The following is a 14,577-nucleotide window of genomic DNA, read 5'->3' on the forward strand; positions in this document are numbered from 1 at the left end:
CATTTTGCTCATTATGAGTGTCAATATTTGTGCGCCATTGAAACTAACGCCTTGTTATTTAAATCGTCTCTAAACAAGATAGATGATTTTATTCACTTTTAAGCAAGAAACGGGCCACGCCGTAAAATTACGTAAAAACAGATCGGAAATACCGAGATATCTGTTATTTTTTACATTCTTTAATACATTTATAATTATAAATACCTGCAGAGATGGAGAAGTGAATGACACATGCACATGAGGCGGTAAAAACCCGCCACAAGGAGACCTCGCTCGTCTTCCCGATTTTGGCGCTGGTAGTTCTGTTCTTATGGGGGAGCAGTCAGTCACTACCAGTGGTTATCGGCATTAATGCGCTTGCCCTGGTGGGTATATTAAGCAGTGCATTTAGCGTTGTACGTCACGCAGACGTATTAGCACACCGACTCGGTGAACCCTATGGCTCCCTGATCCTGAGCCTGTCGGTGGTTATTCTTGAAGTCAGCTTAATTTCTGCATTAATGGCAACGGGCGACGCCGCACCGACTCTGATGCGTGATACGCTCTATTCGATCATTATGATTGTCACCGGCGGTCTGGTCGGTTTTTCATTACTGTTAGGCGGGCGTAAATTCGCCACCCAGTATATGAACCTGTTTGGTATTAAACAGTATTTGATTGCTCTGTTCCCGCTGGCCATTATTGTGCTGGTATTCCCGATGGCGTTACCGGGGGCGAATTTCACCACCGCGCAGGCGCTACTGGTGGCGTTAATTTCTGCCGCGATGTACGGCGTATTTCTGCTGATTCAGACCAAAACGCACCAGAGTCTGTTTATTTACGAACATGAAGACGAGGGTGACGATGACGACCCGCATCACGGTAAACCCTCAGCGCACAGCAATATGTGGCATGCAGCCTGGCTTATCATCCATTTGATTGCGGTTATCGCAGTGACCAAAATGAACGCCCATTCGCTGGAAACGCTGTTAACAGAACTGAATGCGCCGGTTGCGTTTACCGGTTTCCTCGTTGCTTTGCTGATCCTCTCCCCTGAAGGACTGGGGGCGCTGAAAGCGGTGCTGAGCAATCAGGTACAGCGTGCGATGAATTTGTTCTTCGGCTCCGTGCTCGCCACCATTTCGCTGACGGTTCCGGTGGTGACGCTGATTGCGTGGGCGACGGGCAACGATTTGGTGTTTGCGTTGGGCGCGCCGGAAATGATTGTCATGGTCTCGTCGCTGGTGCTGTGCCACATCTCCTTCTCGACCGGACGCACCAATGTACTTAACGGTGCGGCACATCTGGCACTGTTTATCGCCTATCTGATGACCATCTTTGCCTGATTTGCTTTTCTGTCAACACGAGCGGCCCTTTACAGGGCCGTTTTCTTTCGCATGCTTTATTGCAGCGGGTAGACCTGTTGCCCATCGACAAACGTCAACAGTGATTCCGTTTGGTGCAGTTTATCTGCCGCAATCGCCAGAATATCCTGATTAATCACCGCAAAATCGGCCAGTTTACCCACACGCAAACTCCCCCGCTGCTGCTCAGCAAACGCCAGCCAGGCGGCGTTTAGCGTATACATCTTTAATGCGTCTTCCCGGCTTAACCGCCGATTTTCATGGCGTAGCGTGCCATCAAGCGATTTACCCGTCACATGATATTCAATGGCATGCCACACGCCTGCGACGCCAATGCGCGTCGCATCCGTGCCGCCCGCAACAACAATCCCTTGCGCCAGCGCAGGTTGAATGGGTGATGACAGCGCCGCCACCTCTTTACCATTAGCGCGTTCAATCGCGGGAGTTTCAAAATACGGCCCCATTTGAACAGAATAGGCCAAACCGAGTGTTTTCATCCGGGCGAGCGTCTCTGGCGTACCGGTATTTAAATGGGCAATTGACCAGCGCAACGGCGCGATATTATGCGATTTCGCCACGTCACTAATGACGTCTAAAATCGCCTCTGCGCTGTCATCGGTATAGGCATGTATTTCAACGGGAACGCCTTCCTGCGCCGCCAGTTGTAACACCTTAAACATCTCTTGTTTCTCATCTGAAGACGCGCTAAATCCCGATGACATCCGCACGCTATCATTCATTGCCATGACGACGCTTTCGCCAAAACCTAAGAAGGCGATTTTCCCGTCATCATGGACTGCCGGGCGAAAAGCCAGCCGCTGTTTAAACCACGCAGTCTCATTACCTGGCGGTGCCGATAAGCGATAACCTACGCGCATTCGGAGAGGGTGTTGCTGCTGAAATTTAAAGAAATCACGATAGGCCTGCTCCTGCCCCGCGGAAGGATCGATAAACCCAACCACGCCCCGTTGGTTTAAAGAGTGGATAAAGGCATTGAGGTTCTCTTTAACATCGCTGTCCTGGCTAATTTGGGCAAAAAGCTGATTAAAACTGCCAATCGTTCCGCGCAGCTTCCCGGTTGCTGCCCCATGAACATTACGTTCTATTTCTATTCCGGCAGGAATATCTGGCGTGGCGGTATTCAGTTTCAGGGTATCAATCGCGTATTGATTTAACAGCGCATAATCATAAAGACTCTGGATATAAGCCGGGTTCTCAGGTACCGCCTGATTCAGCTCCTGAAAGGTGGGATCGCGCTTTTCAGCAAATTGCTCGGGGATCCATGAGCCGACAACGGCCACCCATTGTGCGGTCTTTTTCTGTGCTGCCGATTGCGACAGTTTATTCAACGCATCAGGTAAATTTTTGACATCAAACCAGTAGGTTTCGAATAAAAACGTTCGTCCTCCCCGGATGCCATGCAGGTGCGCATCAATTAACCCTGGGATAACCGTTTTCCCTGCCAGATTAATTTCTTTTGTATTCTGGCCTGACCATTTTTTTATCTCCTCATCATTGCCGACGGCAATAATATGTTGCCCTTTCACCGCCAGCGCCTGGGCGTTGGGCTGTTGGTCATCCAGCGTAATCAGCTGTCCGTTATACAAAATCACATCAGCCTTCTCCTGCGAACAGGCCAGAAAAGATGCCCCAATCAGCAATGCACTCAACGTCGCATTACGGATAGCAGGCGGCGGCGTGCTAAAGAAAAAACCCATCTTACCTGGCATATTTATCTCCCCATTGTGTGACGATAGTCAGCAAAGCCGGTGTACCAGCGCTAAACCGACGATTTGCGCACTGGATAACAGGCGTTCAAGCGAGTGTCCGCAACGTGCCTTACCCGACAGACCGAGCATCGTTGTACAAACGAAATCCGTCAGGCTTGCCGCCTCTTCGGGATGCCGCTGTGCGATAAAATCATGGATCTTTTTTTCTGCAACGGAATAGAAAGCGCGAGCGGCATTACGCGCCTGCGGATCGTTGCTATGCGTTCCTTCCAGCACCAGACAGCCAGGTGCGTCCGGGTCGGCGGCATAACGGCGTGCCGCTTCTTCAAGCAGAGACGCAAGGCACTCCGCAACCGGTCTGTCGCCGCGCAGAATATCGTCAAATGGAATCGCATCGTTTTGTACGTAGCGGCTAAGAACGCGCTGATACAGACCGAGTTTATTGCCAAAAGCGGCATAGAAGCTGGGAGGCTTGATGCTCAGCGCCTGAGTGACATCCGCCACGCTAACACTGTCATAGCCCCGAGCGTGAAATAACTGCTGCACGTTGGCCACGGCCAGCTCCGGATCAAAATTACGCGGTCGGCCAGGGGTGCGAGAACATTTTGTAGTGCTCATTACAAATCCATTGACAGAAAACCATGCGCACATTATATATCGATCACTACATAATTGTTCAAGGAATCGCTGATGTCTTCTTTTACTGGTAAATCAGTGCTGGTGCTTGGCGGCAGCCGTGGAATTGGTGCCGCTATCGTGCGTCGTTTTGCCGCTGATGGCGCAGCCGTAACCTTCACTTATTCAGGCTCCCCTGACGCCGCTAAAGCACTGGCCGAAGAAACGGGTACCCACACGACGCAAACCGACAGCGCCGATCGCAACGCCGTCATCGCGCAGGTGCGAGAATGCGGTCCGCTGGATGTGCTGGTGGTCAACGCAGGGATTATTCTGTTTGGCGACGCACTGGATCAGGATCCTGACGAGGTTGAACGCCTGTTCCGCATTAACATCCACGCCCCGTACTACGCGGCGGTGGAAGCGGCACGACACATGCCTGACGGCGGGCGAATCATTATTATTGGTTCGGTGAACGGCGACCGTATGCCGATTGCCGGAATGGCCTCTTACGCGCTGAGTAAGTCGGCGTTACAGGGGATGGCAAGAGGACTGGCCCGAGATTTCGGCCCGCGCGGTATTACGGTAAACGTTGTCCAACCGGGTCCCATTGATACCGATGCCAACCCGGCAGAAGGCCCATTGAAAGACCTGATGCACGGCTTTATGGCGCTAAAACGACACGGTCGTCCAGAGGAAGTGGCCGGCATGGTTGCCTGGCTGGCAGGCCCGGAAGCGGGATTTGTAACGGGTGCAATGCACACGATTGACGGTGCGTTCGGCGCCTGACGACACGATTCAAAAAGGCCGGAGAGAATTCTCCGGCCCGCACAGCGTTCTTAGTTCTCAGTATCCAGTTCGTCGAAGCTTTTCACCAGATCATCAACCGCTTTGATCTGGGTGAGGAACTGTTCCAGCTTCGCCAGCGGCAGCGCGGAAGGACCGTCACATTTCGCATTGGCTGGATCCGGATGTGCTTCAATGAACAGACCCGCCAGACCCACCGCCATACCGGCACGCGCCAGTTCAGTCACCTGCGCACGACGACCGCCGCTTGCGGCACCAAACGGGTCACGACACTGCAGCGCATGGGTAACGTCAAAAATAACCGGTGAGTTGCCGGACACTTTCTTCATCACGCCAAAGCCCAGCATATCCACAACCAGGTTGTCGTAACCGAAGTTTGCACCACGATCGCACAGAATAACCTTGTCATTGCCGCCTTCATGGAATTTATCCACGATATTACCCATTTGACCAGGGCTGACGAACTGCGGTTTTTTGACGTTGATAACGGCACCGGTTTTCGCCATCGCTTCGACCAGATCGGTCTGGCGGGCAAGGAAGGCCGGAAGCTGAATCACGTCCACAACGTCAGCCACAGGCTGCGCCTGGCTGGCTTCATGCACGTCGGTGATCACTTTTACGCCAAAGGTTTGCTTCAGTTCCTGGAAGATTTTCATCCCTTCTTCCAGGCCCGGGCCACGATAAGAGTGGATGGAAGAACGGTTGGCTTTATCAAAGGAGGCTTTGAACACGTAAGGGATACCCAGTTTTTGAGTAACGGTTACGTAGTGCTCACAAATGCGCATCGCCAGATCGCGGGATTCCAGCACGTTCATGCCGCCAAACAGCACGAATGGCAGGTCATTTGCCACGTTGATGTCGCCAATGCTAACCACTTTTTGTTTCATAGGATCGCCTTAAACGGTAGGTAAAGTGTCATTAATCAATGCAATACAATTTGCTTGTGCGAAATAGTATTTATCTGCGCACGGATCATTTCGCTGATCGGGTCTTCCGGACACTGCTCAACGAAATAACTTAAATCGGTTAACGCAACATGTTCACATTCCAGCTGCGCGTAGATCAATCCACGATCGCGTATTTCATACGGATCTTCAGGATTAAACTGCAATAAGGCTTCGCTGGCGCGCAGTGCCAGCTCCATTTGCCGTTCTTCCATCAGCGATGATTTCAGCGTGTCGAGCAGTTTGCGGATCACTTCCGCGTTATCCGCCTCATCGAGATCTTCGTTAAACAATTCTGCTACCGGGCTGATATTGCCCTTTAGCCACACTTCCAGCGTGTGCTCATTTAACGTTTCGCCATTGAACGGGTTAATCAACCACATTTCACCTTCCAGTGATTCAATGCGCAGGATTAACTGCGTCGGGAAAATCACCGGCACCAGCGGCAGATCCAGCCGATTGGCCAGCCACAACAAAATGGCGCCAAGCGACACCGCACTGCCCTGACGATTTTTCAGGACCTGGTCGAGCCAAAGTGCATCAGAAAGACGATAGACGCCGCGGGTATCCGTAAACCCCCAGTCGCCGTAAAAAAGTGCCAGCAATTTTTCCAGTTGCTCATCCTGAGACAGGAGCTGGCTAATTTCTTCATGCGCGAGGCTGGCCAGACGTTCCAGTTCGTCGTAGACAGATTGCGTAGGGAAATCCAGGCGGATAGACTCCGATGCCAGGATCATCCCATCGCACAATGGCGCTTTATTAAATTCGAAATCAGCTAACGACCTCATGATTACCCCAGTAACGGTATTTTTGTGGTGGCGAGTTTAATGATGATGTACAGCACCACCAGCGCCAGCGGAAAGGCGATTAAACGCATTTGCTGGCTGCGCGCCCGACGATAATCGAGCGCAATAAAACCCAAAACGATGTAAATGATAACCCCAAACAGCTTTTCAGTCAGCCATGTCCCCTGTTCGGTGAATGGCAGGATGTGCGTTTTAGCGATCAACGCTACGCCGCTGAGTAACAAAACGGTATCAATGATCGGCGGGACAATCCGCGTCCAGCGCGCTGACGCAAGGCGTGCGTGGGTGTAACGCCACCAAAAACGCAGCGTGAGCAGTCCCACGGACAGCGCAATGCTAATAAGATGAACGCCGAGCAACAGGCTGAAGGTGGTCATGCAGCGAGACGCCCGAGCGTAATGCGCTCGTTGCCGCCGTAATCACGACAGGTTTCGACCGCCTGGTATCCACTGCGCGTAAACGCGTCACGCACCGCCTGCCCTTGCTGCCAGCCGTGTTCCAGTAGCAAATAGCCGCCAGGGGTTAACATGTGTTTAGACTGTTCGATGATATGCACGATATCCGCCAGTCCACTCGCGCCCGCCACCAGTGCGGTCAGCGGCTCAAAGCGTACATCGCCTTGTGCCAGATGCGGGTCCTGCTCATCAATGTACGGTGGGTTACTGACGATCATGTCGAACTGCTGCCCCTGCAACGCGCTGAACCAGTCGCTTTGCAGCACGCGCACATTGTTGATGCCCAGATGCTGCGTATTGCGGGTCGCCAGCGCCACAGCGTCCGCCATCCGATCAACCGCCGTCACGTCGCAGTCCGGGCGCTCGGAAGCCAGCGCCAGCGCAATAGCGCCCGTACCGGTCCCCAAATCCACAATGCGGCACGCAGAGGCAGGCAGGCGTGCCAGCGCCTGCTCGACTAAGCATTCGGTGTCCGGGCGAGGGATAAGCGTTGCGGGTGACACAAACAGCGGCAGCGACCAGAACTCGCGAACGCCGGTTAAGTGCGCCACAGGCTCTCCCCGCTTGCGGCGCGCCACCAGCGCGTTCAGCTGTTCCTGCTGTGCCGCGGTTAATACCGTTTCACCAAACGCCAGAATAAAGGTACGCCCTTTGCCGGTAACGGTCTCGAGTAAGATCTCGGCGTCGCGGCGCGGGCTTTCGCTGTTCTGTAATTGGGCTATTGCTTCACGCAGCCAGTGCTGATAATCCATTAATCCTGCTCGGACAACGCCGCCAGCTGGTCGGCCTGGTATTCCTGGACAATCGGCTCAATGAGCATATCCAGTTTCCCTTCCATCGCTTCGTCCAGACGGTAGAGCGTCAGGTTGATGCGGTGATCGGTCACGCGACCCTGCGGGAAGTTATAGGTACGGTTACGATCGCTGCGATCGCCGCTACCTAACAGGTTGCGGCGCTCGGAGGCTTCCGCCTGCTGGCGTCGCGCCACTTCGGCGGCACGAATACGTGAACCCAGCACCGACATCGCTTTAGCTTTGTTTTTGTGCTGTGAACGTTCGTCCTGACATTCAACCACAATACCGGTCGGTAAGTGGGTAATACGAATAGCCGAGTCGGTGGTGTTAACGTGCTGACCACCGGCCCCCGATGAGCGGAAGGTATCAATACGCAGGTCCGCCGGGTTGATGTCCGGCAGTTCCGCTTCCGGTAGTTCCGGCATCACCGCGACCGTACAAGCAGAAGTATGGATACGTCCCTGAGATTCGGTGGCCGGAACGCGCTGTACGCGATGACCGCCGGACTCGAACTTCAGTCGACCATACACGCCATCGCCGCTCACTTTAGCAATAATTTCTTTATAGCCGCCGTGTTCACCTTCGTTGGCGCTCATGATCTCCACGCGCCAACGGCGGGATTCAGCGTAACGGCTGTACATACGGAACAGATCGCCTGCAAACAGCGCCGCTTCATCGCCGCCGGTTCCGGCACGCACTTCAAGAAACGCGTTACGTTCGTCATCCGGATCTTTCGGCAGCAGCAGCACCTGCAGATGCTGTTCCAGCTGTTCACATTTTTCTTTTGCTTCGCGCAGTTCATCCTGCGCCATCTCACGCATTTCAGGATCGTCGAGCATCATCTGTGCTGTTTCGATATCATCCTGAACCTGTTGCCAGTCCGTGAAACAGCGAGAAACATCGCTTAACTGGGCATATTCGCGCGACAGCGCACGAAAGCGATCCTGGTCTGCGATGGTTCCAGCATCGCCGAGCAGCGCCTGAACTTCTTCATGGCGTTCATGCAGGGCTTCCAGTTTGGCAACGATAGAAGGCTTCATAGGCGTAAATGCACCCTGTAAAAAATAAGATTGGTGTGCTGCTACTCCAGCCCGAGGCTGTTGCGCAGAATATTCAGGCGTTCACTATCCCCGTCACGGGCAGCCTGTTGAAGAGATTTGGTTGGTGCATGGATCAGGCGGTTAGTCAGTTTCCAGGCCAGATCATGCATAATGGCTTGCGCATCACCGCCCTGTTGAAGAGCAGCCAACGCTTTGGCGGTCAGTTCATCACGCACTTGTTCTGACTGACTGCGATATTCGCGGATGGTGTCACTCGCGCTTTGGGCGCGGAGCCAGGCCATAAACTCGCTGGTTTCCTGCTCGACGATCGTTTCGGCTTCCACCGCCGCCGCTTTACGCTGCGCCAGATTATGCGAAATGATGCTTTGCAGGTCGTCAACGCTGTACAAGTAAGCGTTCGACAGTTTGCCGACCTCCGGCTCAACATCGCGCGGTACGGCGATATCGACCAGCAGCATCGGCTGATTGCGGCGGTTTTTCAGCGCGCGCTCCACCATCCCTTTACCGATAATCGGCAGCGGGCTGGCGGTAGAACTAATAATGATATCGGCGTCCTGTAAGCGTTCGTCGATATCGCTCAATGAAATCACTTCAGCGCCGACTTCATCCGCCAACACCTGCGCACGTTCACGCGTACGGTTGGCGATGATCATCTTCTTCACTTTGTGTTCGCGCAAATGCCGCGCCACCAGTTCGATAGTCTCACCTGCGCCAACCAGCAGTACGGTTACCGTGGACAGTGATTCAAAGATTTGTCGCGCCAACGTACAGGCGGCAAAGGCAACGGACACAGCGCTGGCGCCGATGTCGGTTTCGGTGCGCACACGTTTGGCGACGGAGAACGATTTCTGGAACATGCGCTCCAGCGCGCTGGCGTTCAGGTGGCCTTTTTGCGAATCCGCAAAGGCTTTTTTCACCTGGCCGAGAATTTGTGGCTCGCCGAGTACCAGCGAATCCAGGCCGCTGGCAACCCGCATCAGATGGCTGACAGCGTCGTTGTCCTGATGCCAGTAAAGGCTGCTGCGCAGTTCTTCTTCATTCAGATTATGGTATTCGCACAGCCAACGAATCAGCGCTTCTTGCAGGTTATCCTGCTCTTCGACGCTGAGATACAGCTCCGTGCGGTTACACGTCGACAGCACTACCCCGCCTTGCACCATTGGCTGCGCAAGCAGGCTGTCCAGCGCCTGATCGAGCGTATCCGGCGAAAACGTTACGCGTTCTCGCAGCGATACAGGTGCCGTTTTATGGTTAATACCAAGCGCTAAAAGGGTCATGTGTGCGGGAATAGTACCAGCGTTGATAAGGTTAGACTGCGGGCATCATACAGGATGCGTGCGGCCAATAAAAGAGACTGCCCCCTTTTGGAGTAATAGCTTAGTGCACAAATTTTAGTGATTTAAGATAACGTGAACGTAGACGAGGTTAGATGGCGGCGCTAGCATTAAGAACTATAACTGCAACGTATCTCAAGGATTTGTCATCATTATGACCCTGCCTGATTTTCGCCTGATCCGCCTGCTGCCGCTGGCAAGCCTGGTCCTCACCGCCTGTACACTCAATGCGCCGAAAGGTCCTGGCAAAAGTCCGGACTCCCCGCAGTGGCGTCAGCACCAGCAGGAAGTGCGTGCGCTGCACCAGTATCAGACGCGCGGCGCGTTTGCCTACATTTCCGAACAGCAGAAGGTCTATGCCCGCTTCTTCTGGCAGCAAACCGGTCAGGATAACTATCGTCTGCTGCTGACCAATCCGCTGGGCAGTACCGAACTGGAACTGAAAGCCCAGCCGGGCAACGTCGAGCTTGTCGATAATAAAGGCAAGCATTACACCGCCGACGACGCCGAAGAGATGATTGGCAAACTGACCGGCATGCCGATTCCGCTCAATAGCCTGCGCCAGTGGATCCTCGGTCTGCCGGGCGATGCCACCGATTACAAACTCGACGAACAATACCGCCTGAGTGAAGTGAACTACAGCCAGAACGGCAAAAGCTGGAAAGTGGTGTACAGCGCCTACGACAGCAAAACGCAGCCAGCGATGCCCGCAAATATGGAACTGTCCGACGGCGACCAGCGCATTAAGCTGAAAATGGATAACTGGATCGTGAAATGATGACCCACTGGCCCTCTCCGGCAAAACTGAACCTGTTTTTATACATCACCGGACAGCGTGCGGATGGTTATCACACGCTGCAGACGCTGTTTCAGTTTCTCGATTACGGCGATGATATCCGCATTGAGGTGCGCGATGACGGCGACATTCATCTACTCACCCCGGTTGCGGGTGTGGAGCATGAAGATAACCTGATCGTGCGCGCCGCGCGTTTGCTGATGAAAACTGCCGCAGAAAGTGGACGCTTGCCCGCCGGGCGCGGTGCTGACATCAGCATTGATAAGCGCCTGCCCATGGGCGGTGGTCTGGGCGGCGGCTCCTCGAATGCCGCAACGGTTCTGGTGGCACTGAACCACCTCTGGCAGTGCGGGCTGTCCGTCGATGAACTGGCAACCATTGGGTTAACGCTGGGTGCCGACGTGCCGGTATTTGTACGCGGACACGCGGCCTTCGCCGAGGGGGTGGGAGAAATTCTCACGCCGGTCAATCCACCGGAAAAATGGTACCTGGTTGCTCATCCTGGCGTCAGTATTCCGACGCCGGTGATTTTTAAAGACCCGGAACTCCCGCGCAACACGCCAAAAAGGTCAATAGAAACGTTACTAAAATGTGAATTCGGCAATGATTGCGAGGTTATCGCAAGAAAACGTTTTCGCGAGGTTGATGCGGTGCTTTCCTGGCTGTTAGAATATGCGCCGTCGCGCCTGACTGGTACAGGGGCCTGTGTCTTTGCTGAATTTGATACAGAGTCTCGTGCTCGCCAGGTGCTTGAGCAAGCCCCGGAATGGCTCGAAGGCTTTGTGGCGAAAGGTGTCAACCTCTCCCCATTGCACAGAGCGTTACTCTAAATCATTCGGGTTTCAGGAAGAATGGCGAGATGACGGAACGCCCGGCGCATACAAAAGTATGTGACTGGTGTGAGGAATTGATGCCAGAGCACATGAAACGTGAAAGATAACGAGTAAGCCGGGCAAGCTGAGTTGCGGTGACAACGTCACCCCGTTCCAGACGTTGCATCGCGCTCTTTAATACACCGCCTGGAGAGGATACTGCCTGGCCCGCACAGTTTTCGGCAGATTCTTTCCACCAATGGACGCATGCCTGAGGTTCTTCTCGTGCCTGATATGAAGCTTTTTGCTGGTAACGCCACCCCGGAACTAGCACAACGTATTGCCAACCGCCTGTACACTTCACTCGGCGACGCCGCTGTAGGTCGCTTTAGCGACGGCGAAGTCAGCGTACAAATTAATGAAAATGTACGCGGTGGTGATATTTTCATCATCCAGTCCACTTGTGCCCCTACTAACGACAACCTGATGGAATTGGTCGTTATGGTCGATGCTCTGCGCCGTGCTTCCGCAGGCCGTATCACCGCCGTTATTCCTTACTTCGGCTATGCACGTCAGGACCGTCGCGTACGTTCCGCTCGTGTACCGATTACCGCAAAAGTCGTCGCTGACTTCCTGTCAAGCGTTGGCGTTGACCGCGTCCTCACCGTTGACCTGCATGCTGAACAGATCCAGGGCTTCTTTGACGTACCGGTTGATAACGTATTCGGTAGCCCAATTCTGTTAGAAGACATGCTGCAGCTGAACCTGGACAACCCGATTGTGGTTTCTCCGGATATCGGTGGCGTCGTGCGTGCCCGCGCTATCGCTAAGCTGCTGAACGATACCGACATGGCTATCATCGACAAACGTCGCCCGCGTGCGAACGTTTCTCAGGTGATGCACATTATTGGTGACGTTGCAGGTCGTGACTGCGTCCTGGTTGATGACATGATCGATACCGGCGGTACGCTGTGCAAAGCAGCAGAAGCGCTGAAAGAACGTGGTGCCAAACGCGTATTTGCTTACGCAACTCACCCGATCTTCTCAGGCAATGCGGCAAACAACCTGCGCAACTCGGTGATTGATGAAGTCGTGGTTTGTGACACCATTCCACTGACCGATGAAATCAAAGCACTGCCGAACGTGCGTACGTTAACCCTGTCGGGTATGCTGGCCGAAGCGATTCGTCGTATCAGCAACGAAGAATCCATCTCTGCTATGTTCGAGCATTAATCCAGCCCGGCTCAAAAACCCGCTGCGGCGGGTTTTTTTATCCGTTTTGTTTATTTGTATGATTTATGCCAACTTCAACTATCATTTTCTAGATAGATGATGCGCTCATGGATGAAACATTATTGTGAACAGACTATTTTCCTCACATGTGATGCCTTTCCGCGCCCTCATCGACGCTTGTTGGAAAGAAAAATATACCGCCTCGCGCTTTACCCGTGACCTGATCGCCGGGATAACCGTGGGCATTATTGCTATCCCGCTGGCAATGGCGTTGGCAATTGGCAGCGGCGTTGCGCCACAATACGGCCTGTATACCTCAGCCGTTGCCGGGATTGTTATCGCCCTTACCGGTGGTTCACGTTTTAGCGTCTCCGGGCCTACCGCCGCCTTCGTGGTGATTTTGTATCCGGTGTCGCAGCAGTTCGGGCTGGCAGGTCTGCTGGTGGCTACGCTGATGTCCGGGATCTTCCTGATCCTTTTCGGCCTCGCCCGCTTTGGCCGATTGATCGAATATATCCCGGTCTCCGTTACCTTAGGCTTTACCTCAGGTATCGGTATCACCATCGGTACCATGCAGATTAAAGATTTTCTCGGTCTGCAGATGGCCCATGTACCAGAACACTACCTGCAAAAAGTGGGGGCGCTGTTCATGGCCCTGCCGACCATTAACCCTGGTGATGCCGCCATTGGCGTGGTCACGCTGGGGATCCTAATTTTCTGGCCGCGCCTGGGGATCCGCCTGCCTGGTCATCTTCCGGCGCTGCTGGCCGGTTGTGCGGTAATGGGCATCGTTAACCTGACAGGTGGCCATGTCGCGACCATCGGTTCTCAGTTCCACTACATTCTGGCGGATGGTTCGCAGGGCAACGGTATCCCGCAACTGCTACCGCAGCTAGTGTTGCCGTGGGATATGCCGGGGTCAGACTTTACGCTAAGCTGGAGTTCATTACGGGCGCTGTTACCGGCAGCCTTCTCGATGGCGATGCTCGGCGCGATTGAATCCCTGCTGTGCGCTGTGGTGCTCGACGGGATGACCGGCACCAAGCACAAAGCCAACAGCGAGCTGGTGGGTCAAGGGCTGGGGAATATCGTCGCGCCATTCTTTGGCGGCATCACCGCCACCGCCGCAATTGCCCGCTCTGCGGCTAACGTTCGCGCCGGGGCCACCTCGCCCATTTCTGCGGTGATCCACGCGATTCTGGTGATCCTCGCCCTGCTGGTGTTAGCTCCGTGGCTTTCCTGGCTGCCACTTTCCGCCATGGCGGCCCTGCTGCTGATGGTGGCGTGGAACATGAGTGAAGCCCATAAAGTGGTGGATCTGCTGCGTCACGCACCGAAAGACGACATCATCGTAATGCTGATGTGTATGTCGCTGACCGTACTGTTTGATATGGTGATCGCCATCAGCGTCGGTATCGTCCTTGCCTCGCTGCTGTTTATGCGTCGCATTGCGCGCATGACACGCCTGGCACCGGTTAACGTAGACGTACCGGACGATGTGCTGGTGCTGCGCGTGATTGGCCCGCTGTTCTTTGCCGCCGCAGAGGGATTGTTTACCGATCTCGAAACGCGCATTGCAGACAAGCGCATTGTGGTACTGAAGTGGGATGCCGTCCCGGTACTGGATGCCGGTGGTCTGGACGCCTTCCAGCGTTTTGTTAAACGACTGCCAGAAGGCTGTGAATTACGTATCAGTAATCTGGAATTCCAGCCGCTGCGTACCATGGCACGAGCAGGTATTCAGCCCATCCCTGGTCGTCTGGCGTTCTTCCCGAACCGTGACGCCGCGCTGGCTGATATTTAACGTTTTGCAATGACCGGCAGGCTTTGCTTGTCGGTCACTCTTC

General features: G+C 54.1%; 14 protein-coding genes. 6 read left to right on the forward strand and 8 right to left on the reverse strand.

Annotated features, from left to right (window positions below; all coding sequences use genetic code 11):
* Nucleotides 1–224: 224 nt before the first annotated feature.
* The gene (gene chaA / locus QNN86_RS18550; protein ID WP_181617120.1) at nucleotides 225–1,325 is read left to right on the forward strand and encodes a sodium-potassium/proton antiporter ChaA; all 1,101 of its coding nucleotides are present in this window, start codon (nucleotides 225–227) and stop codon (nucleotides 1,323–1,325) included.
* Between the two features lie 56 nt (nucleotides 1,326–1,381).
* On the opposite strand, the gene QNN86_RS18555 is transcribed toward chaA, so the two are convergent.
* Complete coding sequence (locus QNN86_RS18555) at nucleotides 1,382–3,073, reverse strand: amidohydrolase (protein ID WP_414212097.1); 1,692 nt, start codon at nucleotides 3,071–3,073, stop codon at nucleotides 1,382–1,384.
* A gap of 27 nt (nucleotides 3,074–3,100) precedes the next feature.
* A complete protein-coding gene (locus QNN86_RS18560; RefSeq protein ID WP_414212099.1) occupies nucleotides 3,101–3,691 on the reverse strand; it encodes a TetR/AcrR family transcriptional regulator in 591 nt (196 codons plus the stop codon).
* A gap of 72 nt (nucleotides 3,692–3,763) precedes the next feature.
* Between QNN86_RS18560 and bdcA the strand changes: the two genes are divergently transcribed.
* Complete coding sequence (bdcA, locus tag QNN86_RS18565) at nucleotides 3,764–4,477, forward strand: SDR family oxidoreductase (RefSeq protein ID WP_181617123.1); 714 nt, start codon at nucleotides 3,764–3,766, stop codon at nucleotides 4,475–4,477.
* Between the two features lie 50 nt (nucleotides 4,478–4,527).
* Here the strand turns inward: bdcA and kdsA are convergent, their stop codons facing one another.
* The 6 genes from kdsA to hemA are packed head-to-tail and all read right to left on the reverse strand — an operon-like array spanning nucleotide 4,528 to nucleotide 9,832.
* On the reverse strand, nucleotides 4,528–5,382 hold the full coding sequence (gene kdsA, locus QNN86_RS18570; RefSeq protein ID WP_096756770.1) for a 3-deoxy-8-phosphooctulonate synthase: 855 nt from the start codon (nucleotides 5,380–5,382) through the stop codon (nucleotides 4,528–4,530).
* Between the two features lie 35 nt (nucleotides 5,383–5,417).
* Nucleotides 5,418–6,227, reverse strand: coding sequence for an invasion regulator SirB1 (sirB1, locus tag QNN86_RS18575; protein WP_181617124.1), 810 nt, complete (start codon nucleotides 6,225–6,227; stop codon nucleotides 5,418–5,420).
* Between the two features lie 2 nt (nucleotides 6,228–6,229).
* Nucleotides 6,230–6,622, reverse strand: coding sequence for an invasion regulator SirB2 (gene sirB2 / locus QNN86_RS18580; RefSeq protein ID WP_182269713.1), 393 nt, complete (start codon nucleotides 6,620–6,622; stop codon nucleotides 6,230–6,232).
* On the reverse strand, nucleotides 6,619–7,452 hold the full coding sequence (gene prmC / locus QNN86_RS18585) for a peptide chain release factor N(5)-glutamine methyltransferase (protein ID WP_414212102.1): 834 nt from the start codon (nucleotides 7,450–7,452) through the stop codon (nucleotides 6,619–6,621). The genes sirB2 and prmC overlap by 4 nt, the downstream gene beginning before the upstream one ends.
* Nucleotides 7,452–8,534 carry a peptide chain release factor 1 gene (prfA, locus tag QNN86_RS18590; RefSeq protein ID WP_115258288.1) on the reverse strand — a complete coding sequence of 361 codons (1,083 nt, stop codon included), beginning with the start codon at nucleotides 8,532–8,534 and terminating at the stop codon, nucleotides 7,452–7,454. The genes prmC and prfA overlap by 1 nt, the downstream gene beginning before the upstream one ends.
* A 41-nt stretch (nucleotides 8,535–8,575) precedes the next feature.
* Complete coding sequence (hemA, locus tag QNN86_RS18595) at nucleotides 8,576–9,832, reverse strand: glutamyl-tRNA reductase (RefSeq protein WP_414212105.1); 1,257 nt, start codon at nucleotides 9,830–9,832, stop codon at nucleotides 8,576–8,578.
* 211 nt (nucleotides 9,833–10,043) lie between these two features.
* On the opposite strand from hemA, the gene lolB reads away from it, so the two are divergent.
* From lolB to dauA, 4 genes are all read left to right on the forward strand, one after another.
* Nucleotides 10,044–10,667, forward strand: a complete 624-nt coding sequence (gene lolB, locus QNN86_RS18600; RefSeq protein WP_181617127.1) for a lipoprotein insertase outer membrane protein LolB — start codon at nucleotides 10,044–10,046, stop codon at nucleotides 10,665–10,667.
* Nucleotides 10,664–11,515: a 4-(cytidine 5'-diphospho)-2-C-methyl-D-erythritol kinase gene (ispE, locus tag QNN86_RS18605; RefSeq protein ID WP_414212107.1), complete on the forward strand. Its 852-nt coding sequence runs from the start codon at nucleotides 10,664–10,666 to the stop codon at nucleotides 11,513–11,515. The genes lolB and ispE overlap by 4 nt, the downstream gene beginning before the upstream one ends.
* Nucleotides 11,516–11,782: 267 nt before the next feature.
* A complete protein-coding gene (gene prs, locus QNN86_RS18610; RefSeq protein ID WP_001518537.1) occupies nucleotides 11,783–12,730 on the forward strand; it encodes a ribose-phosphate diphosphokinase in 948 nt (315 codons plus the stop codon).
* A 124-nt stretch (nucleotides 12,731–12,854) separates the two neighbouring features.
* Nucleotides 12,855–14,534: a C4-dicarboxylic acid transporter DauA gene (gene dauA / locus QNN86_RS18615; RefSeq protein ID WP_414212116.1), complete on the forward strand. Its 1,680-nt coding sequence runs from the start codon at nucleotides 12,855–12,857 to the stop codon at nucleotides 14,532–14,534.
* Nucleotides 14,535–14,577: the final 43 nt, after the last annotated feature.

Source organism: Citrobacter sp. C348, from assembly GCF_047467975.1.
Lineage (GTDB): Bacteria > Pseudomonadota > Gammaproteobacteria > Enterobacterales > Enterobacteriaceae > Citrobacter > Citrobacter gillenii.

Coding starts and splice junctions, on each gene's coding strand:
- chaA (WP_181617120.1), top strand. CDS start 225: ATGACACATGCACATGAGGCGGTAAAAACCCGCCACAAGGAGACCTCG.
- QNN86_RS18555 (WP_414212097.1), bottom strand. CDS start 3,073: ATGCCAGGTAAGATGGGTTTTTTCTTTAGCACGCCGCCGCCTGCTATC.
- QNN86_RS18560 (WP_414212099.1), bottom strand. CDS start 3,691: ATGAGCACTACAAAATGTTCTCGCACCCCTGGCCGACCGCGTAATTTT.
- bdcA (WP_181617123.1), top strand. CDS start 3,764: ATGTCTTCTTTTACTGGTAAATCAGTGCTGGTGCTTGGCGGCAGCCGT.
- kdsA (WP_096756770.1), bottom strand. CDS start 5,382: ATGAAACAAAAAGTGGTTAGCATTGGCGACATCAACGTGGCAAATGAC.
- sirB1 (WP_181617124.1), bottom strand. CDS start 6,227: ATGAGGTCGTTAGCTGATTTCGAATTTAATAAAGCGCCATTGTGCGAT.
- sirB2 (WP_182269713.1), bottom strand. CDS start 6,622: ATGACCACCTTCAGCCTGTTGCTCGGCGTTCATCTTATTAGCATTGCG.
- prmC (WP_414212102.1), bottom strand. CDS start 7,452: ATGGATTATCAGCACTGGCTGCGTGAAGCAATAGCCCAATTACAGAAC.
- prfA (WP_115258288.1), bottom strand. CDS start 8,534: ATGAAGCCTTCTATCGTTGCCAAACTGGAAGCCCTGCATGAACGCCAT.
- hemA (WP_414212105.1), bottom strand. CDS start 9,832: ATGACCCTTTTAGCGCTTGGTATTAACCATAAAACGGCACCTGTATCG.
- lolB (WP_181617127.1), top strand. CDS start 10,044: ATGACCCTGCCTGATTTTCGCCTGATCCGCCTGCTGCCGCTGGCAAGC.
- ispE (WP_414212107.1), top strand. CDS start 10,664: ATGATGACCCACTGGCCCTCTCCGGCAAAACTGAACCTGTTTTTATAC.